The organism is Embleya sp. NPDC050493 (assembly GCF_044458105.1).
In the GTDB taxonomy this organism is placed as follows: Bacteria; Actinomycetota; Actinomycetes; order Streptomycetales; family Streptomycetaceae; genus Embleya.
Window position 1 is genome coordinate 109,796 of sequence record NZ_JBITHP010000021.1, and the last position, 25,626, is coordinate 135,421.

31 protein-coding genes are annotated in these 25,626 nt (G+C 72.7%); 16 read left to right on the top strand and 15 right to left on the bottom strand.

Translation table 11 applies throughout. The annotated features are described in order from the left end of the window. Positions 1-113: 113 nt before the first annotated feature. Entirely contained in the window at positions 114-1,238 is a 1,125-nt protein-coding gene (locus tag ACIBM5_RS32540; RefSeq protein WP_396010194.1) for a nucleotidyl transferase AbiEii/AbiGii toxin family protein, read from the bottom strand. Positions 1,239-1,274: 36 nt separating this feature from the next. After that, entirely contained in the window at positions 1,275-2,234 is a 960-nt protein-coding gene (locus ACIBM5_RS32545; RefSeq protein ID WP_396010195.1) for a helix-turn-helix transcriptional regulator, read from the bottom strand. Between the two features lie 101 nt (positions 2,235-2,335). Between ACIBM5_RS32545 and ACIBM5_RS32550 the strand changes: the two genes are divergently transcribed. Continuing rightward, the gene (locus ACIBM5_RS32550) at positions 2,336-3,712 is read left to right on the top strand and encodes an MFS transporter (RefSeq protein WP_396010197.1); all 1,377 of its coding nucleotides are present in this window, start codon (positions 2,336-2,338) and stop codon (positions 3,710-3,712) included. Positions 3,713-3,835: 123 nt separating this feature from the next. Here ACIBM5_RS32550 and ACIBM5_RS32555 read toward each other — a convergent pair whose 3' ends face one another. After that, positions 3,836-4,207, bottom strand: a complete 372-nt coding sequence (locus ACIBM5_RS32555; protein WP_396010274.1) for a winged helix-turn-helix transcriptional regulator — start codon at positions 4,205-4,207, stop codon at positions 3,836-3,838. Positions 4,208-4,406: 199 nt separating this feature from the next. On the opposite strand from ACIBM5_RS32555, the gene ACIBM5_RS32560 reads away from it, so the two are divergent. Continuing rightward, entirely contained in the window at positions 4,407-5,036 is a 630-nt protein-coding gene (locus ACIBM5_RS32560; protein WP_391585955.1) for an NADPH-dependent F420 reductase, read from the top strand. A 16-nt stretch (positions 5,037-5,052) separates the two neighbouring features. Here ACIBM5_RS32560 and ACIBM5_RS32565 read toward each other — a convergent pair whose 3' ends face one another. Together ACIBM5_RS32565 and ACIBM5_RS32570 are read right to left on the bottom strand one after the other, a co-directional pair. Next, on the bottom strand, positions 5,053-5,436 hold the full coding sequence (locus ACIBM5_RS32565) for a DUF488 domain-containing protein (RefSeq protein WP_396010199.1): 384 nt from the start codon (positions 5,434-5,436) through the stop codon (positions 5,053-5,055). A gap of 93 nt (positions 5,437-5,529) precedes the next feature. Further along, positions 5,530-6,165, bottom strand: a complete 636-nt coding sequence (locus tag ACIBM5_RS32570; RefSeq protein ID WP_396010200.1) for an NAD(P)-dependent oxidoreductase — start codon at positions 6,163-6,165, stop codon at positions 5,530-5,532. Positions 6,166-6,439: 274 nt separating this feature from the next. On the opposite strand from ACIBM5_RS32570, the gene ACIBM5_RS32575 reads away from it, so the two are divergent. Both ACIBM5_RS32575 and ACIBM5_RS32580 read left to right on the top strand, forming a co-directional pair. Continuing rightward, positions 6,440-7,108 carry a helix-turn-helix domain-containing protein gene (locus ACIBM5_RS32575; RefSeq protein WP_396010276.1) on the top strand — a complete coding sequence of 223 codons (669 nt, stop codon included), beginning with the start codon at positions 6,440-6,442 and terminating at the stop codon, positions 7,106-7,108. Positions 7,109-7,235: 127 nt separating this feature from the next. Then, the gene (locus tag ACIBM5_RS32580; protein WP_396010201.1) at positions 7,236-7,571 is read left to right on the top strand and encodes a VOC family protein; all 336 of its coding nucleotides are present in this window, start codon (positions 7,236-7,238) and stop codon (positions 7,569-7,571) included. A gap of 246 nt (positions 7,572-7,817) precedes the next feature. Here ACIBM5_RS32580 and ACIBM5_RS32585 read toward each other — a convergent pair whose 3' ends face one another. Next, entirely contained in the window at positions 7,818-8,369 is a 552-nt protein-coding gene (locus ACIBM5_RS32585; RefSeq protein ID WP_396010202.1) for a GNAT family N-acetyltransferase, read from the bottom strand. A gap of 337 nt (positions 8,370-8,706) precedes the next feature. On the opposite strand from ACIBM5_RS32585, the gene ACIBM5_RS32590 reads away from it, so the two are divergent. From ACIBM5_RS32590 to ACIBM5_RS32600, 3 genes are read left to right on the top strand one after another with little or no spacing between them, the layout of a single operon-like run. Continuing rightward, positions 8,707-9,213 (top strand): methylated-DNA--[protein]-cysteine S-methyltransferase, encoded by a 507-nt coding sequence (locus ACIBM5_RS32590; RefSeq protein WP_396010203.1) that lies wholly within the window; start codon positions 8,707-8,709, stop codon positions 9,211-9,213. Then, positions 9,210-9,926, top strand: a complete 717-nt coding sequence (locus ACIBM5_RS32595; protein ID WP_396010204.1) for a 2OG-Fe(II) oxygenase — start codon at positions 9,210-9,212, stop codon at positions 9,924-9,926. The genes ACIBM5_RS32590 and ACIBM5_RS32595 overlap by 4 nt, the downstream gene beginning before the upstream one ends. Then, positions 9,916-10,566, top strand: a complete 651-nt coding sequence (locus tag ACIBM5_RS32600; RefSeq protein ID WP_396010206.1) for a hypothetical protein — start codon at positions 9,916-9,918, stop codon at positions 10,564-10,566. The genes ACIBM5_RS32595 and ACIBM5_RS32600 overlap by 11 nt, the downstream gene beginning before the upstream one ends. 51 nt (positions 10,567-10,617) lie before the next feature. On the opposite strand, the gene ACIBM5_RS32605 is transcribed toward ACIBM5_RS32600, so the two are convergent. Then, entirely contained in the window at positions 10,618-11,079 is a 462-nt protein-coding gene (locus tag ACIBM5_RS32605) for an N-acetyltransferase (RefSeq protein WP_396010208.1), read from the bottom strand. Between the two features lie 513 nt (positions 11,080-11,592). On the opposite strand from ACIBM5_RS32605, the gene ACIBM5_RS32610 reads away from it, so the two are divergent. Continuing rightward, complete coding sequence (locus tag ACIBM5_RS32610; RefSeq protein WP_396010211.1) at positions 11,593-12,027, top strand: NUDIX domain-containing protein; 435 nt, start codon at positions 11,593-11,595, stop codon at positions 12,025-12,027. 170 nt (positions 12,028-12,197) lie between these two features. On the opposite strand, the gene ACIBM5_RS32615 is transcribed toward ACIBM5_RS32610, so the two are convergent. Then, positions 12,198-12,803: a hypothetical protein gene (locus ACIBM5_RS32615; RefSeq protein WP_396010212.1), complete on the bottom strand. Its 606-nt coding sequence runs from the start codon at positions 12,801-12,803 to the stop codon at positions 12,198-12,200. Positions 12,804-13,078: 275 nt separating this feature from the next. Between ACIBM5_RS32615 and ACIBM5_RS32620 the strand changes: the two genes are divergently transcribed. From ACIBM5_RS32620 to ACIBM5_RS32635, 4 genes are all read left to right on the top strand, one after another. Further along, the gene (locus ACIBM5_RS32620; RefSeq protein ID WP_391585944.1) at positions 13,079-13,657 is read left to right on the top strand and encodes a TetR/AcrR family transcriptional regulator; all 579 of its coding nucleotides are present in this window, start codon (positions 13,079-13,081) and stop codon (positions 13,655-13,657) included. Between the two features lie 145 nt (positions 13,658-13,802). Continuing rightward, a complete protein-coding gene (locus ACIBM5_RS32625) occupies positions 13,803-15,041 on the top strand; it encodes a cytochrome P450 (RefSeq protein WP_391585943.1) in 1,239 nt (412 codons plus the stop codon). Positions 15,042-15,240: 199 nt separating this feature from the next. Then, a complete protein-coding gene (locus tag ACIBM5_RS32630) occupies positions 15,241-15,672 on the top strand; it encodes a DUF732 domain-containing protein (protein ID WP_396010213.1) in 432 nt (143 codons plus the stop codon). A gap of 83 nt (positions 15,673-15,755) precedes the next feature. Beyond that, entirely contained in the window at positions 15,756-16,205 is a 450-nt protein-coding gene (locus ACIBM5_RS32635) for an RICIN domain-containing protein (RefSeq protein ID WP_396010214.1), read from the top strand. A 216-nt stretch (positions 16,206-16,421) separates the two neighbouring features. Here the strand turns inward: ACIBM5_RS32635 and ACIBM5_RS32640 are convergent, their stop codons facing one another. Both ACIBM5_RS32640 and ACIBM5_RS32645 read right to left on the bottom strand, forming a co-directional pair. Beyond that, on the bottom strand, positions 16,422-16,919 hold the full coding sequence (locus tag ACIBM5_RS32640; RefSeq protein WP_391585940.1) for a hypothetical protein: 498 nt from the start codon (positions 16,917-16,919) through the stop codon (positions 16,422-16,424). Positions 16,920-17,387: 468 nt separating this feature from the next. Then, positions 17,388-18,611 carry a beta-ketoacyl-[acyl-carrier-protein] synthase family protein gene (locus ACIBM5_RS32645; RefSeq protein WP_391585939.1) on the bottom strand — a complete coding sequence of 408 codons (1,224 nt, stop codon included), beginning with the start codon at positions 18,609-18,611 and terminating at the stop codon, positions 17,388-17,390. Between the two features lie 782 nt (positions 18,612-19,393). Here ACIBM5_RS32645 and ACIBM5_RS32650 point away from each other — a divergent pair. Next, entirely contained in the window at positions 19,394-20,233 is an 840-nt protein-coding gene (locus ACIBM5_RS32650) for an N-acetylmuramoyl-L-alanine amidase (RefSeq protein WP_396010215.1), read from the top strand. Between the two features lie 137 nt (positions 20,234-20,370). Here the strand turns inward: ACIBM5_RS32650 and ACIBM5_RS32655 are convergent, their stop codons facing one another. From ACIBM5_RS32655 to ACIBM5_RS32665, 3 genes are all read right to left on the bottom strand, one after another. Then, on the bottom strand, positions 20,371-20,544 hold the full coding sequence (locus ACIBM5_RS32655; protein ID WP_391585935.1) for a hypothetical protein: 174 nt from the start codon (positions 20,542-20,544) through the stop codon (positions 20,371-20,373). A gap of 188 nt (positions 20,545-20,732) precedes the next feature. Continuing rightward, the gene (locus ACIBM5_RS32660; protein WP_391585934.1) at positions 20,733-21,125 is read right to left on the bottom strand and encodes a DUF3037 domain-containing protein; all 393 of its coding nucleotides are present in this window, start codon (positions 21,123-21,125) and stop codon (positions 20,733-20,735) included. Further along, the gene (locus tag ACIBM5_RS32665) at positions 21,125-21,958 is read right to left on the bottom strand and encodes a HipA family kinase (RefSeq protein ID WP_396010216.1); all 834 of its coding nucleotides are present in this window, start codon (positions 21,956-21,958) and stop codon (positions 21,125-21,127) included. The genes ACIBM5_RS32660 and ACIBM5_RS32665 overlap by 1 nt, the downstream gene beginning before the upstream one ends. Positions 21,959-22,032: 74 nt before the next feature. Here ACIBM5_RS32665 and ACIBM5_RS32670 point away from each other — a divergent pair, with 74 nt between their 5' ends. The 3 genes from ACIBM5_RS32670 (at position 22,033) to ACIBM5_RS32680 (ending at position 24,205) form a co-directional block, all read left to right on the top strand. After that, positions 22,033-22,536, top strand: a complete 504-nt coding sequence (locus ACIBM5_RS32670) for an ATP-grasp domain-containing protein (RefSeq protein WP_396010218.1) — start codon at positions 22,033-22,035, stop codon at positions 22,534-22,536. Between the two features lie 57 nt (positions 22,537-22,593). Then, positions 22,594-23,127: a MarR family winged helix-turn-helix transcriptional regulator gene (locus tag ACIBM5_RS32675; RefSeq protein ID WP_396010219.1), complete on the top strand. Its 534-nt coding sequence runs from the start codon at positions 22,594-22,596 to the stop codon at positions 23,125-23,127. 103 nt (positions 23,128-23,230) lie between these two features. After that, positions 23,231-24,205, top strand: a complete 975-nt coding sequence (locus tag ACIBM5_RS32680; protein WP_396010277.1) for an NAD-dependent epimerase/dehydratase family protein — start codon at positions 23,231-23,233, stop codon at positions 24,203-24,205. A 231-nt stretch (positions 24,206-24,436) separates the two neighbouring features. On the opposite strand, the gene ACIBM5_RS32685 is transcribed toward ACIBM5_RS32680, so the two are convergent. After that, entirely contained in the window at positions 24,437-24,772 is a 336-nt protein-coding gene (locus ACIBM5_RS32685; RefSeq protein WP_391585929.1) for a YnfA family protein, read from the bottom strand. Between the two features lie 256 nt (positions 24,773-25,028). Next, on the bottom strand, positions 25,029-25,607 hold the full coding sequence (locus tag ACIBM5_RS32690; RefSeq protein WP_396010220.1) for a TetR/AcrR family transcriptional regulator: 579 nt from the start codon (positions 25,605-25,607) through the stop codon (positions 25,029-25,031). Positions 25,608-25,626: the final 19 nt, after the last annotated feature.

A 25,626-nucleotide genomic window follows, 5' to 3' on the forward strand; every position in this document is an offset into this window, starting at 1 on the left:
GCCCGGTCAGGGATCCGCCCGCTCGGCGCCCGGTCGGGGATCCGGTCGCCCCGCCCCGATCAGGAAACCGGGCGCGCCGGGCCCGATCGGCGAACCGGACGCACCGGACCCGGTCAGCGACCCGGGCCGGGTCGGCCCGAAATCGTGCCCAGCGCGTGCCCGAGCCGGGCCAACCAGGCCGCCTCCGGCCCCAGCGCCGACGGATGCGCCGCGCGGAACCTGTCCCAGTCCGGCACCGACCAGGACGCGACCTCGCCCGGGGCGATCGGCACCCCGCCCACGACCCGACCCAGCAGCTCCGGGCGCAGCCGGGTGTGCGGCGATTCGGCGAGCAAAACCGCGTCGTACAGGTCCTTGGCGAAGATGCCGGCCTCGGCCGCGTCCCTGCGCAACCAGCGCAGCTTCCAGGCCAGGGACAGCGCCCGGCTCGCCGCCGGCGCCACCACCGGCGGGCCGCCGCCCGCGCGCGGGATCGCCGTCCAGCGCGCCGGCTCCGGCACCCACTCGTCGAAGGCGTAGTCGACCCGGATCGTGCCTTCCGGCAGCCCGTCCGCACGCCAGGGGACGATCAACCGCACGCCGCGCGCGCCGTCGCCGTCGCCGTCGCCGTCGCCGTACGAACCTCCACCCTCGGAGTGCGCGCGACCGGCGTCCAGGACCACCCCGGCGCCCGCATCGGGGCACCTCGCCAGGGCCTCGAAGAGTTCGTGGTGCGGTGACTCGCCCACGTCGGCCCACTCGTCGTCCCACTCGGCGTCCCACTGGTCCTGGTACTCGTCGTCGTACGGGTCGTCGCAAAGGGCGTCGACCTGTACCCACGCGGTGCCCTCGGGCGGTGGGCAGGCCCGGATGCCCCGCGTGTCGAACTCCTCGTCGCACCACAGGTCACCCGCGCCCGCGCCCGCGAACACCTCGGGCCACTGTTGGACCGCGGCACGCTCCGGGACGTGCGGGTGTGGGCGATCCGGTCGGACCGGCCGGATCGGCGAGGGCGACACGACCCAGTCCAGATCACCCGGCTCGCGCGCCGCCGCGCCCAACCACGCGATCAACGGCATGCTTCCGCGCAGCACCAGCGCGCCGGCCGAGGGGCCCTCGGTGCACAGCCGCAGTGCGTGCTCCAGCGCCCGCCGCCGAGCGGCCCACCAGCGCCGATGCTGCGTCGGGTCGGCGAACGTCGGCACGTCGATCCCGCGCCCGCGATCGGAGGCCGGGCCGTTCGGTGTGCTCGCGGTCACCTGCTCACCCGCTCACCCGCTCACCCGTTGCCCGGCTCACCCGCTCAGCCGGGCGGTGGGGCCTGCGGTCGCCGGGTCGTCGGTTCGGTCCGTCGTCATGGCGAGTGCCGAAGTGGGGTGGCTCCAGCTGGACTTCTTCCGGCAGCGCGCGCAGCACCAGTGTGTGGTCGTCATCGCCATCAGCTCGGCCATGCGCTCGCGCGTGACGTCGTCGGCCGGGGTATACACCATCATCCGGGTCTCCGGCACGCTCGGCAGCAGCTTGGTGCCCGCGAACTCCATCCGGCCCAGCTGCTTGTGCATGATCCGCTTGACGTGCCGATTGCCCGAGCCGACCTCGCGGCGCGCCCACAGCCGGGCGAACTTCGGACTGCTGCTCGCCAGGCGTCGCACGAACGACTCCCACTCCGGTTCGCCCACGTGCCGGGCGAACGAGGCCTGCAACTCGGCGACCATCCGCGGTTCCTCGAAATCCCGGTCGAGGAACGGATTGCACGGGTCGGGCGACATGAACGTGGCCCAGATCACGTTGCGTTCGTCGGCCGCCTGCTCGACCAGGCCGGGAAACAACTTGTGGTACGCCTCGTTCCAGGCCAGTACGTCGTACCGGGCGTTGTACACGGCGGCCGGATTCGGGACCAGGTTGTCCAGGATCTCCTGGATCTCCACCGGCAACGTCGTCCCCGACGGCGCCTCGATCTCCCACGGCACCTGGGCGAGTCGGTACAGGTGGGTGCGCTCGGCCGCGTCGAGCCCCAGTGTGCGGGCCACCGCGTCCAGCACCTGCACGCTCGCGTTGATCGGACGGCCCTGCTCCAGCCACGTGTACCAGGTCACCCCCACGCCGGCGAGCATCGCGACCTCCTCGCGGCGCAACCCGGGGGTGCGCCGGCGCAGGCCCGGCGGCAGGCCGACGTCCTCCGGGGTCCGGCGCTCGCGCCGGCTGCGCAGGAATGCGCCCAGTTCGGTGCGTCGGCTGGCGGTGTGGGTGCTCATCCGGCCATCCTCGTGCCTGCCGTGGTTCGCTGCCAGGTGCTCTCGGTACCAGGATCGACAGGCTCTCGGCAACAGGACCACACTGCCCGCACGCTCCTGGCATGACCACCACGACCGCGGCGCCGGACACGGCGCGACGCGCCCATCCGCTCCTGCTGACCGCACTGCTCACCGCCCAGTTCATGGCGTTGCTGGACACCTCCGTCGTCAACGTCGCCGGCCCCACGATCCGTACCGACCTGGACACCAGCGGCGCGGGACTGCAACTGGTCATCTCCGGCTACACCATCGTCTACGCGATGCTGATCGTCACCGGCTCGCGGCTGGGCGGTCGGCACGGCTTCCGCCGGGTGTTCGGCATCGGCCTGGTCGTCTTCACCGCAGCGTCGCTGCTGTGCGGCCTGGCCTGGGACGACACCTCCCTGATCGCGGCCCGCGCGATCCAGGGCGGCGGCGCCGCGCTGATGGTGCCGCAGGTGCTCAACCTGATCCAGGCCACCTACGCGGGCGCCGACCGGGCCCGGGCGATGGGGCGGTACGCGGCGACCATCGCGGGCGGCATGGTCGCCGGCCAGGTGCTGGGCGGACTCCTGGTCAGCGCCGACCTGTTCGGGCTGTCCTGGCGGCCGGTGTTCCTGATCAACATCCCGGTCGGGATCGCGCTGTACGTGCTCGCCCGGCGGGTGTTGCCGGCCGGTGGCACCCCCGCGGCACGCGGCCTGGACGTCCCGGGCCTGGCGCTGCTGGCTCCCGCGCTGCTCGCGCTGGTCGTCCCGCTGGTGATGGGGCACGAGTTGGACTGGCCGACCTGGGGCTGGTTCAGCCTGGGCGCGTGCGCCGTGCTGTTCGGGCTGTTCGCGATCGTCGAACGACGCGCGGCGGCGCCGCTGATTCCGGTTGAGCTGCTGCGGGTGCCGGGTGTGGTGGCGGGGGCGGCCACGCTGCTGTTGGCGATGACGGCGTTCGGCGGGCTGATGTTCGCCACCGCGTTGTACGTGCAGAGCGGGCTGGGCTACAGCGCGCTGGAGGCGGGGCTGACCTTCATCCCGTCCTCGGTCGTGTTCGCGACGGTGTCGCTGCGGTGGCAGCGGTTGCCCGCGGCCTGGCATCGGCGGTTGCCGATGATCGGGATGCCGATCGGTGCGCTCGGGTTCGCGGCCACCGCGTGGGGGTTCGGCAGCGGGCAGCCGCTGGCGGTGCTGCTCGCCACGATGATCCTGAGCAGCTGCGGACTGGGCGTCGCGTACAGCCCGGTGATGATGCTCGCACTGCGCCGGGTTCCGCTGCCGCGGGCATCGGACGCGTCCGGGCTGATGGTGACGATGATCCAGCTCGGGCAGGTGCTCGGGGTGGCCGCCTTCGGCACGCTCTACCTGTCGGTGGGTGCCGACTTCCACCACGCGGGCGAAGTGACGGCGTGGGCGATCGCGGCGACGGCGCTGGCCACCACGGTGCCGGCGGCCCGGTTGGCCCGGTGATCGGGAGCCGGGGCCGGCGGGTCGGTGAATGCGAGCCGGGGCGGTCGGGTCGATGCTCGGGAGCAGGAAGCCGGCGCCGGGAGCCGGCTCGTTCATTTCGGTCGGTGGTCGGGGCCCGGTTCCTCAGCCGGTGTTCGCCGCCGCGTCCGCGGCGTCCTGGGCGGCCAGGACGCGGTGGCCGTGTTCGACCGACCAGGCGCCGAGAGCGCGGAACGGGACCAGGAGGGTCTCGCCGAGGTCGGTCAGCGCGTACTCGACGCGCGGCGGGGCCTCGGCGTAGGCCCGGCGGATCACCAGGCCGTGGTATTCGAGTCGGCGCAGCGTCTCGTTGAGCACCTTGGCGCTGATCCCGCCGATCTGCGCGGCCAGCGCGCCCGGCCGCATCGGGCCGTGGGCCAGGGCGTAGACGACCACGCTGTTCCAGCGGTTGGTGAGCAGGTCGAAGCCGATCCGGGCGCGGCAGTCGGCGACGAACTCGCCTTCGTGCTCGGTCACGTCGTGCGCGCCTTCGCGTCGGGTCACCTCGTGCTCGCCTTCGCGTGGAGTCGCGTCGTACTTGTCCCCGGGCTCGGTCATGGGTCCATTGTGGCCCGGTCGATGGTTACCGAATGGTGTGGATCGGCCCGCCTAGCTTCGAGGAGTCGGAGACGGCGAGGGTCGGGGACGACCTCTCGAAGCGAGCGGGGTGGTTGCGGTGCGAATCGGAATTCTGGGTGCGGGCAACATGGCGGGCGCGTTGGGCGCCAAGTGGGTCGAGGCCGGGCACGATGTGCTGATCGGGGCACGATCGGCGGAGCGGGCGCAGGCGTTGGCGAAGCGGATCGGGGCCCGGGCGGGCGGTTTCGCCGAGGCGGCCGAGCACGGTGACGCGGTGTTGGCCTCGGTCGGGCACGCCGCGACCGCCGAGGTGATTCCGCCGGTGGCGGGCCTGTTGGTGGGGAAGGCGGTGCTGGATTGCGCGAACCCGATCGTGCCGGGGCCGGGCGGCCTGATGTTGACCACCGACGGCGGGCCGTCGGCGGCGCGCACGCTCGCGAACGCGGCGCCGGGGGCGCACGTGGTCAAGGCCTTCCATCTGGGCGCGGCCGAGCTGTGGGCGGGTCCGCACGCGGCGGGACTCGCCGTGCCGCTGTGCGGGGACGACCCGAACGCGCTCGCCGTGGCGCACACGTTGGTCGCGGCGCTGGGCGCGGTGCCGCTGCCGGTCGGCGGGTTGGATCGGGCGGGCTATCTGGAGGCGACCGCGGCGATCGTGATCGGGATGTGGTTCGCCGACCAGGACCCGCGGACGATGTTGCCGGCGGCGGAACACGCGCACGGGTAGGGCCGCGACGTCGTCCCTACGGGCCCTCGCCCAGGTACTCGATCAGGACCGGTACGTGGCTGTGGTCCGGATCGCGGACGGCGGTGAGCAGGGTGAGGCGGCCGTCGCCCGCCCGGGCGAGCAGCGCGGCGCGGGCCGCGTGCGCGGGTGCGGTGTCGAGTTCGTCGCGGTAGCGGGCGCGGAACACCTCCTCGGCCAGGCCGCCGGCGTGCCAGGCCCGGCGCAGCTCGCTGGAGGGGGTCAACTCCTTGGGCCACGCGTCGAGATGCGCATCCGCCTTGGCGATGCCCCGCGGCCACAACCGGTCGATCAGGACGCGCAGGCCGTCGTCCGGATCGACCGGCTCGTACACCCGGCGCACGGTGATGGTGGGTCCGCCGGTGGTGCCGCGCCGAGCCATCGTGCCTCCCGCTCGTGTGGTGATCGCCGGCCTGTACCCGGCTCGGGGCGATCTCACCGCGGGGCCGGCGCGGCACCCGATCCCGGCGCGGGTTCAGTACGCGATGCCCACCGGTCGGCGGTAGGTCGCCGGGTCGCCCAGGACCGCGAGCATGGCGTGCGCGAGGTCGGCCCGGGCGATGGTGCTGCCGCGCGGGACACTGCCGCCGATGTGGGTGCGGTAGGTGCCGCGGCCGGCGCCGTCGGTGAGCTTCGGTGGCCGCATCGTGGTCCAGTCCGCGTCGCTGCGGGCCAACTCGGCCTCCATCGCCGCCAGGTCCGCGTACACCGCCTTGAGCGCCGCGCGCAACATCGGGATCAGCGCGCCGCGTACGAACACCGAGTCCTCGCGCGGCGTCGGGCCCACCGGCGCCGCGCTGATCGTCACCACGCGTCGCACGCCGGTGTCGGCCATCGCGGTCAGGATCGCGGCGGTCGCCGCCGCCGCGATGCCGGGGCTCTTGCGATTGCGTGGTCCGATCCCGGACAACACCGCGTCGCGGCCCTCGATCGCCTCGTGCAACTCGGCCGGGTTCGTCACGTCCGCCCGCACGACCTCGATGTTCGGGTGTTCGAAGGCCGGTCGGGACGGGGCCCGGACCACGGCGGTGATCTTGTGTCCGGCGGCTGCGGCGTGGCGCAGGACGTGTTCACCGGTGGCACCGGTCGCGCCGAGGACGGTGAGCCTCATATCTGCCTCCCGAGGTTGGTGAGTGTTCACTCACCTGTCCATGGTGAATACTTGCTCACCACTACGTCAAGTCCGGGAGACGGACCGCCCCGAATCCCCTCGGAGCCACCCGAAACCCCCGGATCGCACCGCCCACGACGAACGGACGACCGCCTCGATGCCGCACTCGCCCCGCCCGGAACCCCAGCGGCGGGAGCCGCAGTCGGCGCCGACCCCCGGACGGCGCCCGGCCGTGCCCACCCGGCAGCGGATCCTGGACGCCGCCGAGCACCTGATGCGCACGCTCGGCCTCGCGCGGACCACGACCAAGGAGATCGCCCGGGCCGCCGGTTGCTCGGAGGCCGCGCTGTACAAACACTTCACCGGCAAGGAGGAACTGTTCGTCGCGGTCCTCCAGGAGCGGCTGCCGCCCCTGGGCCCGCTGCTCGCCCAACTGGCCGAAGAGCCGGACGAATCCGATGGGTTCGGCGGCTCGGGCGGCTCGGTGGGCTTCGCGGAGGCCGGCGGCTCCGGTGGGTCCGATGGCTCCGGCGGTTCCAGCGGAGCCGGTGGGTCCGTGGAGTCCGGCGCCGACCCGGTCGAGCGGCGGCTGGCCGCGATCGCGAGCCGCGCGGCCGAGTTCTACGAGCAGAGCATGCCGATCGCCTCGTCGCTGTTCGCCGAACCCGCGCTGCTGCACCGCCACCGCGAGGCGCTGCGCGGCATCGGCGCCGGCCCGCACGTCCCGCTGCGATTGCTCGCCGCCTACCTCACGGTCGAACGCGACCGGGGCCGGATCGACCCGGACGCCGACCCCGAGGCAGCCGCCGCGATGTTGCTCGGTGCGTGCTACCAGCGGGCGTTCCTGCGGCACTTCATGGGCATCGAGGACGGCCCCACGGTGGCCGAGTTCGCCGCGAGCACGGCCCGGACGCTGATCCGAGGCATCGCCGCCCGTTCCTGAGCGCGGCCGAGGCCGGGCCGGTGCGTGTCGCGGGGCGCGCCGCGTCGGTGTCGGTGTCGGTGCGCCATGCGACACTCCGAGGAGGAGGGTGGGCCGCGATGTCGGACCCGGCTCCTATCGTGCGCGTATGGAATTGAAACAAGAGATGATCACGATCGACTGCGCCGACCCGGGCACGCTGGCCGCGTGGTGGGCGAACGCACTGGGCGTGGAGATCGCCCAGGACTTCGGCGAGTTCGTGATGGTCGCGGCCCAGCCCCTGGTCCTCGGTTTCCAGCGGGTCCCGGAGGACCGGGCCGGCAAGAACCGGCTGCACGTGGACTTCTCCACACCGGACCGCCCGGCCGCGGTCGAGCGCCTGGTGGCCCTGGGCGCGACGGTGGTGGCCGAGCGCAGTGCACCCGGTCTGAACTGGACCACGATGCAGGACCCGGCGGGCAACGAATTCTGCGTCTCGGGCTGACCGACGACCGGCCGCCGACATCGATGGGGACCGTGACCGGTCCCGGTCGATGTCGGCGGCCGTGTTCGTTCCTGGGTGTGTACGTCTGCCGCGTGGACGTCCGCCGCGTGAATGGCTGCCCCTTGCCCCAGGCGCCGCATCTCGGGTCGCCCTGATTGCGCCGAGGCCCCTGGCGCCCGTCGCGGCACGGTCCGTTCCCGCCGCGGCCCATCCGAGGCGGGACCCGCGGTGCCGCTCACCTTCGGGTCAGGGGTGGGTGCGTAGGTAGCGGCCGCGGGGGAGTTCGGTGACCAGGACCGGTTTGCCGTGGGCGGGGACGGTGGTGCGGCGTTCCTCGGTCATGCCCAGCTTGCCCATCACCGCGAGGGAAGCGGTGTTGTCCACGTGGCAGATGGAGATCAGGCGCGGTACGCGGGCGTACTCGAATGCGAAGCGCAGTACCTCGAAGGCGGCCTCGGTGGCGATGCCGTGTCCCCAGTACGGGCGGGCCAGTCGCCAGCCGATCTCCACGGCGGGCATCACCTCGGGCAGGAACTCCGGTACGGCCAGGCCCACCCAGCCCGCGAGCGCACCGACCGGGCCCGGGTCGGGGGTGCGCAGTTCGACCGCGAAGAGGCCGAACCCACGTGTCTCCCAGGCGAGTTCGTATTCGGCCAGGGCGGCGGCGCTCTGCTCGGGAGTGCGCGGCAGGCCGTCGCCCACGTAGCGCATCACCTCGGGGTCGGCGTTCATCGCGGTGAGCGCGGGCAGGTCGTCGTCACGCCAGCGGCGGAGCAGGAGACGGTCCGTTTCGATCATCGGACCATCCTGCCCGACGCGCCGCGCACGGCCCGTTCGGATCGACCCGCCGTGACCCCGGCCCCGCCGCGCCCCTCGCCGCGCCCGCGCGGTTTGACCCGGGGCCCGGGCCGGCATTCGATTCGGCGCTCCGCCGGGCACCCGCTCGGCATGCGATTCGGCACCCGCTCCGCTTCCGGATCGGCGCTCGAATCAGGGTTCAACGCCATGTCCGATTCCCGCCGGACGACGGGCTCGTCATCGCGCACAGTGGAACCCGGAAGCACCTGTGACCAGTGCACACGGCAACCGGCCGGTGCCCGCGGCGACCGCCGCGGCCTCGACGAAGGAAGCGCTCATGACCGTCCACACCACCCTCGACAGCCCCCTCGGCGAGCTGCTGCTGATCGGCGACGAACACCCCGACGGCACGCTCGCGCTGGCCTCGCTGTCCGTGCCGGGCCAGAAGGGCGGCGCCGCCGTGCCCGCCGATTCGCACCCGGACCCGGCCGCGTTCGCCGAAGTGGTCCGCCAACTCACCGCGTACTTCGCGGGCGGCCTGCGGGTCTTCGACCTGCCGACGGCGCCGCGTGGCTCGGCGTTCCAGGAACGCGTCTGGGCCGCGGTCGACGAGATCCCGTACGGCACCACCACCACGTACGGTGCCATCGCCGAACGGGTGGGCACCTCGCGGGCGGGGGTGCGCGCGGTCGGTACCGCGATCGGCGCCAATCCGCTGCTCCTGATCCGGCCGTGTCACCGGGTGATCGGCGCGGACGGCGCGCTGCGCGGGTACGCCGGCGGCCTGGACCGCAAGGAGTACCTGCTCGGCCACGAAGGCGCCCTCCCGGCGCAGGTGCGGTGAGCGCCGTGGACACACTGTTCGCCGCCGAGCCGGCGACCACCACGGAACTCGCCGCGCACGTGGACGAGCACGGCCACGCACTGACCCACCGGATCCTGGACCCGGACACCTGCCGCGAGATCGCCGAGCTGTACGACCGCCCGGAACTCTTCCGGGCCACCATCGACATGGCCCGGCATCGTTTCGGCTCCGGCCGGTACCGCTATTTCGCCGCGCCCGTGCCGGAGCCGATCGCGACGCTGCGCGCGTCCTGCTACCCGCACCTGCTGCCGATCGCCCGCGCGTGGGCCGCCCGCCTGGGTCGGCCCGCGCCCTGGCCGGACACCCTGGACGAGTGGCTGACGATGTGTCACGCGGCGGGCCAGACCCGGCCGACGCCGATCCTGCTGCGCTACGGACCGGGAGACTGGAACGCGCTGCACCGGGACCTGTACGGCGACCTGGTCTTCCCGCTCCAGGTGGTGATCGGCCTGGACGAGCCCGGAGTCGACTACACCGGCGGCGAGTTCCTGATGGCCGAGCAGCGATTCCGGGCCCAGTCGCGGGGCACCGCGATCAGCCTGCCGCAGGGGCACGGGCTGATCTTCACCACCCGGGACCGCCCGATCCGTTCGGCCCGCGGCTGGTCGGCGGCGCCGATGCGGCACGGCGTCAGTACCGTGCACACCGGGCTGCGCCGCACGCTCGGCCTGGTCTTCCACGATGCGGCGTGAGGTGATGTACACGCTGATCGGATCGGACGGGCGGCCCTACCGCAGCACGACCCCCGGCACGCTGGGCGGCACCACGAACGGTCGGCTGTACGGGCGGTTGGACTGCCGCAGTGCGCTGCGGGCGATCGCGCGCGGCGGCTATGTCGCGAGTCGGGTGTTCTTCGCGGACGAGGCCGTCGCGGTCGCCGCCGGGTTCCGGCCGTGCGCGGTGTGTCTGCCGGCGGCCTACGCCCGTTGGAAGGGCCGCCCGCCGGCGCCGCACACCGACGCCGAACTGGCCGCGCTGTTGGGCCGGTTGACCGGCTGCCGGACGTTGGCGATCGGCCACGGGCGAGACCGTGCCTCGACGGCGGCGGCGCATGCGCTCGCGGCGGCCTGGCCGGGCGAGGTGGTGGCCCTCGTCTCGTGGCCGGAGCAGGCCGCGTCGTGGCTGCGCCCGGCGTTGCGGCTGACCGCCCAGGCTCCGGACGCGTGGGTGGTGGCGGGTGCGGCACCGGGCTGGGCGGGCATGCGGGACCGGCTGCTGCGCAGTACCGACTGGGATCCGCAACGCACGTACGCCTTCGCCTCGTTGGCGGACGCGATCACCGATCCCGATCGGGACGCCGGGCCTTGGTGGGCGGCGGCCCGGCCGGGTTGAGGGCGGCCGGGTCGAGGTGGCCGGGGCGGGCGGTGGCGGGATCGATGCCGACTACCGTTTCGCGTACCGGATCCGCTCGAACGGCCAGTGCTCGGCCAGCCACGCGGAGACCTCGCGGTAGACCGGCTCATCGAGTTCGGCCCGATCGGCCCGAACCCAGGAGCGCACCGAGGTGACGGCGGGGTCGTCCCGATCCGGGTAGATGTAGACGCAGCCGATCACGTCGTAGTCGCCGGCGTTGTCGAGCACGGTGTAGGTGAAGCCGGTGCGCTTGGTGAAGTCGTCGGCGTGCCGGACCAGATCACGCAGATTGTCGTCCGCGGACAGCCCGTCGAGTGGTGGCCAGTGGCGACCGGCGAAGCCGGGGGTGGCCCGGATGTGCTCGATGCTCGACGACCACGCGGCCAGATCGGCCCGGTTGTGCCGGGCGGCCAGTGGCTCCAGTCGAAAGGACGGGGTGCTCGGCGGCGCGGGCACGACGAAATCCGTCGGGACGAAGGTGGGTTCAGCCATGCGGGGAGCCTACGCGGGGCGATGGGGCCGGGCGACCGCGGGTTGATTGCATCCGGTGGCCGGCGCGGCGAGTTCGCGCCACCGCGCGGGTGGAGTGCGGCCCTGACGGGGGTCGGCACGCGGAGGCCGCCGTAGCGAGTCCGTCGATGACGGCTGCCGCCTCGTGTACCGTGCCGGCCGCTTGCCCGTCGACCACGACGGTCCACGGGTTCGACTGCGACGGCCCACGGGCCGAGTCGTGCGGACCTCGCCCGCCGGGCCGGGACCCCTTCGGTCGGTGGCGTGGGGGCTGGGTCAGACTGCGTGGTCATGGACACCCAAGCGGACGGCCACGCAGGCACCCATGCGGACGGTCACCGGGACGGCTTTGCGGACAGTCACGGAGGCACCCGAGCGGACGGTCGTGGAGGTACCCATACGGGCGGCCCCCCGGACCGCCTCGCGGAGACTGCTGCGGATCGCCGGACCGACGGCGGCGCGGACGGGGGAACGGATCGGGAAGTGGTAGGCCGGTTGACCACCGCTGCCGGGGCGTTGTTCTTCGATGGCGAGGGACGTGTGCTGCTCGTCGAGCCCGACTACAAGCCGGGGTTGGAGTTTCCCGGCGGGATCGTCGAGCCGGGGGAGTCGCCGTGGGCGGGCTGTGTGCGGGAGGTTCGGGAGGAGTTGGGGATCGTCCTGGACGGGCCGCCGAACCTGCTCGTCGCGCAGTGGGTGGCGCCGGTGGACGGCCACCGGGGTGGGATGCGCTGGTTGTTCGACGGTGGCGTGTTGACCCCGCGTCGACTCGGCGGAATCCGGCTCCAGGCCGACGAGTTGCGGGCCTGGCATCTGCTGACCCCGGATCAGGGTGCGGCGGCGATGCCGGCGGAGCGGGCCCAGCGGTTGTGGGCCGCGCTGCGGGCGCGTGACAGCGGTCGGCCGATGTATGTGGAGGCCGCGACCTGATCCGCGCGGCGACCGGGCGACCGGGCGATCGAACGCCCGCCGCTCCCCGCTTGTCGTCCGTCGTCCGCCGCTCCCCGCCCGTCGCCCGTCGCCCGTCGCCCGCTGTTCGTGCGTCGATGGCGGTAGACCCATGGGGCAACCGGCCCCGGACAAGCCGCCGGTCGCGCCGGTCAGCCCTGCGGCGCGTCGTTCGTCACGGCCGTCGTGAGTACCTCGACGAGCGGGATCGGCGCGGCATCGGCCGGCGGCGGAAACACCAGCAGCGTGCCGTCGGCCGCGACGCCGAAGCAGCCGCCGGCGCGGCCGGTGCGCGCGGCCTCGTCCGGGTCGAGCACGATCGGCGGCCCCGCGACCAGGGTCGGGCTGTCCGGGGTCAGGCCGGCCCGGAGCACGGCCGCGCGCAACGCGTGGGCCCGACCGGGGTGCGAATTGCGCAGCCACACCTCCCGGGCCGGTACGGCGCCGCGCTCCAGGAACGGCCGGCCCGCGGGGTCGAGCGAGAACAGGTCCAGGACCGGTCGACGCCGATCGACGACGGTCGGCCGTCGGCGGAGGAGCCGGGCCGGCCCTCGCGCGGGCGGGTAGCCGAAGACCGGCAGCCCCGGGACGCCTCGGCTGTCGAGCTCCGCCGCCGTCGCGGCCAGGAGGATCTCGATGCGTTCGATGATCCGGGCCCAGTCCGCGGGTCGACTCGCGGGCGGTCCCGTGCCGGCTCCGGCCGCCGGGTCCGCCGGCCGCCGCCGCTCCGCGTCGATGCGGGCGTCGAAGTCGCTCATGGCGGCAACCTACCGGCGCGAACCCGGCGGCGGGCGGCGGCGATCGACGCCGACGGGTCGATGGTTCGGCCCGCCCCGGTGCGGCGCTCCGACCCGCTCGCCCCGCAGGGGCTTCACCGGCCTGCTCGACCGTCAGTCCGACCACCCCCGGCCCTGGCCGAACGGCAAGCCACTTTCCTTGCGAACAACGGTGCCGAGATGAAAATTGACGCCCCATCAGCCTTGTCGATTGGCAGAGGTCGACGTATGTTCATGCCCAACAGGAAGGGGGACCCGTGGCGATCCCGGCACCCGAGGACACCTATGACAAGGTGCTCCAGGCGGCAGAGGAACTGTTCGGCGAACAGGGCTTCGCCGGCACCTCGCTGCAGGCCATCGCCGACCGGGTCGGGGTGACCAAGGCCGCCCTCTACTACCACTTCCGCACCAAGGACGAACTGCTCGACGCGCTCCTGCGCCCGGCCCTGAACGACCTGGACCGGGTGTTGGAGGTCGCCGAGAGCAGGCGCGGCAGCACCGCCCGCCAACGCCTGTTGTTCGAGGGCTACGTCGACTTCCTCATCCGGTATCGCACCCTCGCCGTCATCCTCGACCGGGACGTCGCGATCGGACGCCACCCCGCCATCCAGCCCCGACTCGCCTCGATCACCGCACGGGTGCGCGAAGTCCTCGACGACGTCGACGACTCGATCGAGTACCGCGTGTCCACGGCCGTGGCAATGGGCGGCATCTACTCCGCCGTCGCCGCGTTCCCGGAACTGCCCGACGACGAACTCGCGCGCATCCTGCGCGGCGTGGTCCGCAAGCTGCTGGGCCCACGCCGCAGGGCGCCGGGCCCGGTCGCCGGGACCTGACCAGCACTCCGCACCCACCACCACCGGCCCACCACCGGTGGCCGGTACGCAGCACCGCAGCACCGCACCACCGCGCTTCCCGGCACTCGTCCCCGGCCGGTTCCCGCGGCGACCTCGCACACCCTCCGGCAACGGGAGTTCCACCATGACGTGTCCGGTCCTCGACCACGGCTTCGACCCCACCGACCCCGACCTGTACACCACGCGCATCCCGCTCGACGAGTTCGCCGAGCTGCGCAAGACCTCGCCGGTGGTGTGGGTCCCGCAGACGCCCGAGGTCTCCAACTTCGGCGACGACGGCTACTGGCTGGTCACCCGGCACGCGGACGTCAAGGAGGTCTCCACCAAGCCGGAGATCTACTCGACGAACAAGAACACGGCGATCATCCGGTTCGCCGAGGGCATGGACATGAGCAACATCGATGCGCAGAAGCTCATCATGATCAACATCGACCCACCGGAGCACACCCGGCTGCGCAGCATCGTCCAGCGCGGCTTCACGCCCCGGGCGATCAACGCCCTCCAGGCCGCGCTGACCGAGCGGGCCGCACAGATCGTGCGCGACGCCAAGCTCAAGGGCTCGGGCGACTTCGTCACCGAGGTCGCGTGCGAGCTGCCGTTGCAGGCGATCGCGGAGCTGATCGGCGTACCGCAGGAGGACCGCAAGAAGATCTTCGAGTGGTCGAACAAGATGCTCGGCTACGACGACCCGGAGTACGCGGAGTCCACCGAGGTCGGCGCGCAGGCCGCCGCCGAACTGATGTTGTACTCGATGGGCATGGCCGAGGAGCGCAAGGCGTGCCCGGCGCAGGACATCGTCACCCGGCTGATCACCGCCGAGTCCGACGGCAGCCTGTCCTCGGACGAATTCGGCTTCTTCGTCCTGCTGCTGGCGGTCGCGGGCAACGAGACCACGCGCAACGCGATCACCCACGGCATGCTCGCGTTCTTCGACAACCCCGACCAGTGGGAGCTGTACAAGGCGGAGCGGCCGGAGACCACGGCGGACGAGATCGTGCGCTACTCCTCGCCGGTGATGTCCTTCCAGCGCACCGCGACCCAGGACACCGTGCTCGGCGGCCAGGAGATCAAGGCGGGTCAGCGGGTCGGCATCTTCTACAGCTCGGCCAACTACGACGCCGACGTGTTCGAGAACCCGATGAAGTTCGACATCACCCGCAACCCGAACCCGCACCTGGGCTTCGGCGGCGGCGGTCCGCACTTCTGCCTGGGCGCGTCGCTGGCCCGGATGGAGATCAACCTGATGTTCAACGCGATCGCCGACGCGATGCCGGACATCAGCAAGGCTGCCGACCCCCGACGCCTGCGGCACGCATGGATCAACGGGATCAAGGAACTTCAGGTGAACTACACGGGCAAGTAGCCCACCGGAACCCGGTCGGGTCACATGTTCGTGACCCGACCGAACACGACGGGCGCCGTCCGCTACGGGAGCAGCGGGCGGCGCCGTCATGCCGTCGCAGGGGGCGGCTCGGCGCGCAATGGATCACGACTCGGTGAAGGACGCCCGTTCGGGTGGTTCGGGGGCGTAGCCTCCGCGGCATCCGACTGTGGGGAGTCCCGTGAGCAATCAACCGCCGCCGCCGCGTCGACGGATCGGCAACCGTGTCGTGGGGGCATGTGTTGCCATCGTCCTGGTGATCGGCGCCGCCGTGTTCGTGGCAAGTCTGGTGCAGGGAAAGGGAGACGGCGAAGCGGCGGGTCCGGCAGCGGCCGGGCGGCCGGACTCCTCGCCGGCCGATGGGAGCCGCTCGCCCACCGATGCCAGGTTCGTCGCCGAACTCGGCCGCTCCGCACCGCAACTCGTCGACGGCAAGGCCGACTTGGGCGTCCTGCTGAGCATGGCCAATGTGGCCTGCGGGTGGGTGCAGATGGGCAAGGACCGGGAGGAGATCGCCAGCCGCATCATGGGCGTCACCTACACCCACGACGAGGCCCTGGCCATCACCAACGCCGCCATGACCGGCTACTGCCCGAACGGAGGGCGCAAGTAGGGACGTGGGCCGGCGGGCGACATGTGGGTGCGGCGTGCAAGGGTGACTGGTTCAAGATCATGGATCGGGACCAGGGGTGCGACGTGGGTGGCGTTGACGAGGGCGTGTACGTGCTGCGGAATGTGCACAGCGGGCTGGTCCTCGAAGTCGAGGGCGGGCGGACCCACAGTGGGGCCAATGTGTGGCAGGGCGCGGAGGACGGTTCGAGCGCGCAGCACTGGCGGATCACCGCCGTGCACGCGGGCGGTGCGGTGTACCACGTGGAGCACGTGACCAGCGGGAAGCGGCTGGACGTGACCGGGGCCTCGGAGGAGAACGGGGCCAACGTGCAGCTGTGGCGGGCGAACAACTTCGGCGCGCAGGAGTGGATCCTGGAGCAGCACGCCGACGCGCCGGGCCGGGTCACGCTGGTCAACTACGTCAGCGGGCTGCTCCTGGAGGTGGCGGACGGCAGCACCGAGCCCGGCGGCAACGTGCGGCAGTGGGAGGACACCGACCGCGCCTCGCAGTGGTGGGCGCTCGAACCGCGCTGACCGTGCCGCCCGGGTCGGCTGGGGCGCGCTGACCGTGCGATCCGGGCCGGGTGACCGTGTCGTGCGAGACGGGCCGGGTCGCCGCCGGCCCGCCTGGCAGTGGGGGTGCTCGAACCGCGCCGACCGTGCCCGGGGTGCGACGGCCCTGCCGGACGAACCGCGCCGGCTGTGTCGTGCGAGACGGGACGGCCGCCGCCGGTCCGCCTCGCGTTGCGACTATGCGGCGGCGACCACGTGGGTGCGTGCGAGTGCCGGGGCGACCGGGCGCGGGCGGGCAGCGGGGCGGACGAAGACGAACAGGCGCAGCACCACGAACCGGCCGATCCCGGCCAGGCCGGACGCGCCCAGGTAGACGCCCTGTTCGACCAGGACCCCCGCGCCCGGCGCCGCCGCGTGCAGGCCGAGCACCGCGGCCGTGGTGAACAGGTAGGCGACCAGCGCGCTGAGCGCCGACTGGCCGTGGGCGCGCAATCCGGCACGCCCGCCGCCGAAGGTGAACCGACTGTGCAGCTCGGTGGCGGCCACCGTGGAGACCACGGTCACGAACGCGTTGGCGACCGCGATCGGCATCGTGCCGGAGAGCACGACCAGCGCGCCCGAGGAGGCGATCCCGGTGCCGCCACCGAAGACCACGAACCGCGCGAACGCGGCGATCGAACCGGACTTCCCGGCCCTGCCGCCGGCTGCGTTGGTGTTCTTCCCCGTGGTCTTCATGTCCTTCAGCCTAGAAACGAATGAGGCCAGAGACGTTCCTGATTCACCCGGTGCGCGCGAGGTGTTCGGCAAAAACACGGCGGTTCGCCGAAACCCCTCTCCCGCTTGGCCTCCGGGCACCCCGTCCCTCGCTTCGGAACGGCCGTGCCGACCCCCAGCCTGCTGGAAGACCGGCGCCCGGCGCACCCGATTTTCGCCCGCGCGACGTGTCCGCACGGAACGGTTGTGGGGCCGCCCCGGGCCGGTTCGCTCGGAGGTCGTCCGCTCCGCCCGCACCATCCGGTTCGGTCCCGCTGCGCCCCGCCTTGCGTCGCACCGCGCCACCCCGCTCCACTCGATCCGCTTCCTTCGCGACTCGGGCGCGGGCATGCGACGACCCCGGTCGGTGCGTCGGGACGCGGGGACCGGGGTCGGGCGAGCGCGGTGTTTCCTCGGGGCCGGACCCCACCGAGTTCCGCCGGACGGAGCCTAGTTCGCCGAGGTGAAGACCAGGGCGGCGTTGTGGCCGCCGAAACCGAAGGCGTTGGCGACGGCGACGTTCAGGGGGCCCACCCGGGGCTCCTTGGCGACCACGTCGAGGTCGATGTCCGGGTCCTGGGAGTCCAGGTTGAGGGTGGCCGGGATGACGCCGTCGCGCAGCGCCGACACCGCGGCGACCGCGGCGATCGCGCCGGCCGCGCCGCACAGGTGGCCCAGCATCGACTTGATCGCGGTGACCGCCGCGTGCTTACCGATCGCCTCGGTGATCGAGGCGGCCTCCAACGCATCGCCCCCCGGCGTCGAGGTCGCATGTGCCTGGATGTGGTCCACGTCCGCGGCGGCGACGCCCGCTTCGGCCATCGCCATCCGCAATGCCCGGACCTGGCCCGGACCGTACCCGGCGGTGATGTGGTTGGCGTCCGAGGTGACACCGGCGCCGGCCAGGTACGCGTGCACGGAGGCGCCGCGTGCCGCCGCGAAGTCGGCCCGCTCCAGGACCAGCAGCGCGGCCCCCTCGCTCATCACGAACCCGTTCCGCCCGGCGTCGAACGGACGCGACGCCGCGGCCGGGTCGCCCTCGTAGGTGGACAGCGCGCGCGCCTGCGCGAAGCCCGCGATCGGCAGGGCGCCTATCGTCGCCTCCGCGCCACCGGCGATCACCACGTCGGCGCGGCCGAGTCGGATCAGGTCCAGGGCGTACGCGATCGCCTCCGAGCCCGACGCGCACGCGCTCACCGGGGTGTAGGCGCCGGCCCGGGCGCCGAACTCCATGCTGACCTGCGCGGCCGGCCCGTTGGGCATCAGCATCGGCACGGTGTGCGGGGACACCCGGCGCACGCCGGACGCGGCCAGCACGTCGTGCTGCGCGAGCATCGTCATCGCACCACCCATGCCGGTGCCCACCACCACGGCGAACCGTTCCGGCTCGACCGTCGGCGCGCCCGCGTTCTCCCACGCCTCGCGCGCCGCCACGAGTGCGGCCTGCTGACATCGGTCCAGCCGCCGCGCCCGGACCCGGTCGAGCACCGTCTCGGGGCAGACCCGCATCCGTCCGGCGATCCGCACCGGCAGGTCGGCCGCCCACGCGTCGGCCAGGGCTTCGATTCCCGACTCGCCCGCGAGGAGGGCCGCCCACGTGGACGGTACGTCCCCGCCCAACGGCGTGGTCGCACCCATCCCCGTCACCACCACATCGGTCTTGCCGAGCGTCATAAAACGCACCCCAGCTCTGTCGAAGCATTGTGGAAACACGACACGGGTGGCCCACGCGCGCTCGCGTATGGGCCACTTGATCCGCAACGCTGTCAGGGAAAAGTCGGCGGGCGGGTATCGACACCGATAAAGAGGACGTCCTATTACTTGTGGAGTCCCGACAACCGACCGGTAACCGGCTCAGCCCCGCAAAGTATGTCAGAGCGGCCGATACCCGCCGATGATCGTCGGCCCCGGGCGGCGGATTCGGCTCGGTCGGTCGCTCGCGTCGGGCCCGGACTCCGCCGCCTCGCCGACCCCGGAGCCCGGGCCGCTGCCGGATCGGGGCGCCTTTCGGCCGGTGGCGAAGGCGCCCCGTGCCCGCGCGGCGCCACCCTGGTGAGCGGGTCGCGGCGCGGGTCGGGCAGCCGATGGATCGCCTCGGGATCGACCACCGTTCGGCCGTCGGCGACCTGCTCCGATGGGGCCATGAGTTCGGTCACATCGGCGGCGATCGGCAGGTCCGCCTCCCGGGCCGACGCGTCCGGATCCCGGTTCGGGCCATCGGCGGTGCGGTGCTCGGCGGCACCGGGGCGGATCGGGTTCGGGGTCTGAGCGGGAGCCCGGGGCGCGGACGGGTGTACGGGGTGCGGCGCGGGCGCGTACGGGTGTTCGGCGACATTATGGGCGGCTTCATGCGGATCGGCCCGGGTTTCCGGAAAATATCCGAAAAGCCGGCGAACCGTGGCGACCATGGGCATTTGCGACCCCGTCCCCCCGACCTCGATCACAGGGAGACCGCCATGGCCTGGTACCCCGGAGCCACCAAGCGCGAGCTGGAGCCGGAATCCGACGCGCAGCCCGCCATCCGCCCGACCCAGTTGATCCTGCACTCGATCGCGGCGCCCTGGTCCGGGGAGCGCATGTACGAGTACTGGCGCGACTCGACCAACCTCGAATCGCACTTCGGCTGTGCGTACGACGGCGGGCTGTGGCAGTACATCGGCACCGAGACCCGGGCCGACGCCAATGCCTCGGCGAACCGGCGATCCGACGGCACCGGCGCGGTCAGTTGCGAGAGCGCCAGCAACCTGGAGCACACCGACCCGTGGACCGACGCCCAGGTGGACAGCCTGATCCGGCTCGGAGTGTGGATGCACGAGCGGCACGGCCTGCCGCTGCGGGTGTGCCGGGCCTGGGACGACCCCGGCTACGGCTACCACCGGCTGTTCGCCAAGTGGTCCATCGACGGCACGGCGTGCCCCGGCGACGCGCGCGTGCAACAGTTCCACGACCTGGTCTTCCCGGGCATCGTGGCCGGAGCCGGCGGCACACCACCCGTCGACATCCCCGCCCCGCGCCCCGCCGTCGACCTGGTCGAACTGGTGGCCGCCGCCCGGTCCGACCCGGGCCGGGCGGGCACCCCGGTCACCTACGTGGGCACCCGCATGGTGGAGAACGCCCTGGTCGCCGAGGGCCTGCTCGCCCGCAACCTGGCCGACGGCCACTACGGCACCGCGACCGTGAAGGCGTACGCCGAATGGCAGCGCCGACTGGGCTACAACGGCTCGGACGCGGACGGCATCCCGGGCCGTCGGTCACTGACCCGGCTGGGCGCCAAACACGGCTTCACCGTCGTGTGAGCGGGCCGGGCACGCGTCGCCACGCGGGCCTCGCACGCCTCGGTGGACGCACGATCGTCACACGCCTCGGCCGGCGCACGGGTCTCACCCGCATGGGTCGATGCGTGCGGGCACCCGCGTGAGTCGATGCGTGGGGGTCAGATGCCTCGGTCGGTAGCCACCAGGAGGGCGGTGACGATCGCCATCAGCGACCACACCAGCCACGTCCAGGCCATCGCGTCGTACACCGCGCTGTACAAACCCAGGATGGTCAGCAGCACGAGGGTGCAGACCACCATGCCCCGACTCTGTGGACCGTACGTACGGATCATCGTCGCCTCCACCTCGGAGCCCGGGAACAACCGGTACCCGGCACGGTAGCGCAGCAGCTCACGACACGGACAGAGCGTGGCGGTCGGCAACCGCGTGGCGCGGCGGGTCGGTGCGCCGCGTTCGGGTGGACCGGCAGCGGTCCGGGTGCGCGGGGGGCATGGCATCCCCGCGCACCGTGCCGCCCGTTTCACAACACCAGCAGGTCGAAGAGCCGGTCCAGGTCCGCCGCCGGATTCGCGGTCAACCCGCCGTGCACCGGACCGGGCTGCACGATGGTGCTGCGCGGCGCGGTCAGCCAGCGAAACCGCCGGCCGACCGGCTCGGCCCCGGGCGCGCCGGCCGCTTCGCTCCCGGCACATACGAGTTCCCACGCGGCGAGCACCGCGCGCGCCTGGGTGACGTCGGCGTCCGGGTCCAGCGCGCACAGCCTGGACTGTTCGACGTGGGTGCGCGCGCCCAGGAAGCCGAACGCCTGGCTGTACAGCGCGACACCGACGTTCAGGCACTCGCCGCGCTCCACGCGCGGCACCAGGCGGATGATCGAGTACTCGAAGAACTCCCGTTGCGCGATCATCGTCATCACTTGAGCCAATCCGGGCGGTTCGACGGTTGTGCCGCGCCCTGCCGCGCGATCGTCTCGGGCGCGATGTCCGGAAGCCATGCGCGCGGTGCGGCGGCCCGGGCGAGCAGGTGCGCGATGTACGCCTCGCGCAGCGCGTCGGGGCTGTCCAGGCCCAGCGCGCGCTCGGCGTCACCGGACTCCAGCCACTCGTCCGGGACCAGCGCGAGTACCTCGGTGAGCAACTCGCGGGTGATCCGGGGAGCCAGTTCGGCGTCCGCCTTGAGCAGGCCCGGACCGCCGAGCGCGGCCAGCACGTGGTCGCCGGCGTCGAACGCACGCGTCGCGGCGGACTTCGCGGCCTGCCACGCGTGGTGGAACCACAGCGCGGCGCCGTGGTCGATCAGCCACAGCCGGCCGTGCCACACCAGCAGGTTCGGATTGCGCCAGGAACGGTCCACGTTCGAGGTGAACGCGTCCAGCCACAACACGCGCGCGGCCGGCTCGGCGTCCGGCTCCCACGTGGCGGGGGTGAAGTCGGCCGAGCCCGGCAGGAAGTCCATCCCCAGGTTCAGCCCCGCACTGGCCCGGACCAACTCCTGGACCTCCTGGTCCGGCTCGCCGCGCACGATCACCGGATCCACCTCGACCCGCACCAGGGCGGGCACCGGCAACCCGAGCCGGCGGGCCAGTTCGCCCACCACGACCTCGGCGACCAGCACCTTGGCACCCTGCCCGGCACTGCGGAACTTCACGACGTAGGTGCCCAGATCGTCGGCCTCGACGAGACCGGGCAACGAACCGCCCTCACGCATCGGCGTGACGTAACGAATGGCATGGACCAGGGGAAGCATTCCCGAACAATGCCACGGGGCGCACGGGGAAAAACACTCGCCCCACCGGGCCCGGGGCCGACACCGTGGGCCCCATGACCTCCGCCGACCGCGTCCTGTTGGTCGCACCGCGCAGCACCGACACCGATCGTGCCCTGGTGGGCGCCGTGCTCCGTCGCGGCCTGCCCGCACGCCGGCTGCACACCTGGCGTGTCCCCGAGGACCTGGTGGGTGCCCGAGCCCATCCGTACGCCGGCCCGCTGTTCGCCGACGCGGTGGCACGCGACCTGGACCCGGGCCTGCTGGGCGTCGCGCCGATCGACGAGTGCGCGCAGGGCGCGGACGCGCTCGCGTTCGGCGCCGACGTACCGGTCGCCGCCGGGTCCCGGCTGCCGTCGGCGATCGTGGTGGACGTGGGCACGACCGACCGGGGCTGGGCGGTCGTGGAGGCCAACGCGGCATGGGCCTCCGGAGCCCACGCGAGCGATATCGACGCCGTTCCGGACGTCGTGTTGCGCGCCGGTGGGCCGCGTGGGGAACACAGAGAGTGCGACACGTCGTTTCCGCGACACGCCCCCGTCGTTCGGCATCGGGCCTGACGGGACAATGGGCCACCCGGATCCGACCGGATCCCCGTTTCCCTGGACGTGACACGCGTGAGTTCGCCGGAATCCACCTCGGCGCCGATCGGCGACCTGTTCATGCGGCTGGCCAAGCGCATCCGGGTGCGCGCCGGACGTGAACTCGCCCCGCTGGGGCTGACCCCGGCGCAGGCGCATGCGATGAAGGTGCTTGCGCACGCCGGCGAGCCGTTGCGGATGGCCGATCTGGCGGCGCGGTTGGAGATCGTGCCGCGGTCGGCGACCACCGTCGTGGACGACCTGGCCGCGCGGGACTTGGTCCGGCGCAGCACCTCCGAGTCGGACCGGCGCTCGACGCTGGTCGAGTTGACCGAGCTGGGGCGGGCCGAGCTGCGTCGGATCCGGGCGATCCGGCAGGGTGCGGGTGCGGCCGTCTTCGATCGGCTGGGTGAGGCGGATCGGGCCGAGCTGTTGCGGCTGTTGCAGTTGGTGGACCGGGAGTTGGCGGATCGGGAGGCTTCGGATCGGGAGGCGTCGGGCTCGGAGGGGCCGAGCTCGGAGGGGGCGGGCCGGCACGGGCGTTCCTGCCCGCCGCGGGGAGTGGGGTAGACGCCGGTCGGCGCGGGTTTACGCCGACAGCGATTCCGCCCAGAGCGTGAGGTGCTTCCCGTGATCGCCGCAGGTGGGCAGAGTCGAGCCCATGAGAATTCTGATTCTGGGTGGTAGCGCTTTCGTCGGCCGCGCCGTCACCGACGCCGCGTCGGCCAGGGGCTGGGACGTGACCGTTTTCAATCGCGGGCGGCACGAACTCCCAGTCGGCGTAAGGTCGTTGGTTGGTGACCGGACCGCCGAGGGCGGCTTGGCCGCGCTCGCCGACGGCGAGTGGGACGTGGTCCTGGACACCTGGAGTGCCGCGCCGCGCGTGGTCCGCGACTCGGCCGACCTGCTGGCAGGTCGGGTCGAGCGGTACGTCTACATTTCCAGTTGCTCGGTGTACGCCTACCCGACGCCCGCCGGGTCGGGCGAGGAGGCCCCGCTGGTCGAGGCGTCGCCCGACGACGGTGACGACGTGGCCTATGCCAGGGCCAAGCGTGGCGCCGAGATCGCCATCGAGCAGGCGTTCGGCGACCGGTACGTGCACGCGCGCGCCGGCCTGATCCTGGGCCCGCGCGAGAACATCGGCCGCCTTCCGTGGTGGCTCAACCGGATCGCCCGCGGCGGCCCGGTCCCGGCTCCGGGGCCGCGCGAGGCGCGGATCCAATACATCGACGCCCGCGACCTGGCCGAATGGACCCTGGACGCGGCCGAGGCGGGTCGTAGCGGCGCCTACAACCTGATCGGCCCGACCGGCCACACCACGATGGGCGAACTGCTCGACCTGTGCGTCCGGGTCACCGGTTCGGACGCCGAACTGCGCTGGCTCGACCCCGACACGATCCTGGCCGCGGGTATCGAACCGTGGCTCGAACTGCCGATCTGGCTTCCGGCCGGCGAACTCTACGACAGCATCCACCGCCGGGATGTGCGCAAGGCACTGGGCGCCGGCCTGCACGTGCGCCCGGTCGAGGAGACCGTCGCCGACACCTGGGCCTGGCTCCGCTCGGTGAACGGCGTCGTGCCTCAACGCCCCGACCGCCCGGTGGTGGGCCTGCCGGCGGAGAAAGAGGCGAAGTTGCTGGCGAGCTGAGCGCGGTCGTTCGGAACGGGGGCGGCGCGGGTGCGGGTCGGGGGTGGGGGCGGAGCGCGCGGGGGCGTGGGTTGGGGCGAAGGGGCGTTGGGGGCGCGGAGAGCGGAGCAACGCGGAGGTGACCGTGCGGCGCGCCGGACTCCGGCGTGTGGCGTTGCTGCGTGACGGGCCTCTTCGGCGCCGGCTCGCGACGCACCACCTTCACCGCGTCGGTCCCGCCGACTCCGGAGGTCAGTGGCCCCGGGGCGCATACATGATCACGCCGACGCCGACGAGACAGATCAACGCGCCGGCGACGTCGAAGCGGTCCGGGCGGTAGCCGTCCAACGCCATCCCCCAGGCCAGAGAGCCGGCGACGAACACACCGCCGTACGCGGCGAGGATGCGCCCGAAGTTCGCGTCCTCTTGAAGGGTGGCGACAAACCCGTACGCACCCAGAGCCACGACACCCGCACCGATCCACGCCCATCCGCGGTGTTCACGAGTGCCCTGCCACACCAACCACGCGCCGCCGATCTCCAGAACGGCAGCCGCCAGGAACAGAGCGATGGAACGGAAGATCGTCACGGGCGCGAGCGTACCGAGACACCGACCGCGGACGGTTCGGCGTTCCCGCTGCCACGGCCGCACGACGACCCGCAGCCATGCCTGTTCTCGGCGGCTTCGGTTCGGCGACGCCACCGGGTCCGGGCCGACCGGTGCGACCGCCGCGCTTTGTGCTGCCGCTCGGCGGCGGCATGTCGCACATGGCGGGGTTGGGCTGCTCGGCGCTTGTGGGTTCGGTCGGCCTATCGGCCTCGGGTGGGTTCGGGGTGGGGCGGGGTCAGTGGGCGGTCGGTGGGGGGAAGGAGTGGTCGAGGAAGGCTGTCCAGGCTGATTGCACTCGTTGCAGGTGGGCCGTGGTGGTGCCGGCCAGGTGGTCGAGGAGGAGGCCGCGGAGGACGGCGAGGACCAGGGTCGGCGGGACGGGATGGTCGGCCAGGACGCGCCGGAGCGGGGGAAGCCAGTCGTCGAGGGACTTGCCGGCGAAGTCGGACCAGGGGCCGTCCGGGCCGTCGCAGGAGCGGACGTAGCCGTCGAAGAACAGCCGCAGTGCGCCCCGGCGTTCGGGGGCGATCAGCCAGGTCCACAGCAGGTCGAGGGTCTCCCGGGCGGTGCCGGGGTGGCCGTCGGCACGTTCGACCAGGGCGAGTTGTTCGGCTCGGCCGACGTCCAGAATCTCCCGGATCAGCCCCTCCTTGGCGCCGAACAGGTAGAGCAGTACGCGCGGGCTGGAGCCGATCGCCTGAGCCAGTGGGCGCAGCGAGAGTTCGGCCAGCCCGTGTTCGGCGACGTAGGCGACGCTCGCCGCGAGCAGCTCGTCACGGCGGGCGGAGGTGGGGGGTTTCGCGTCGGCGGTCATCCGCATATCCTCTACTGAA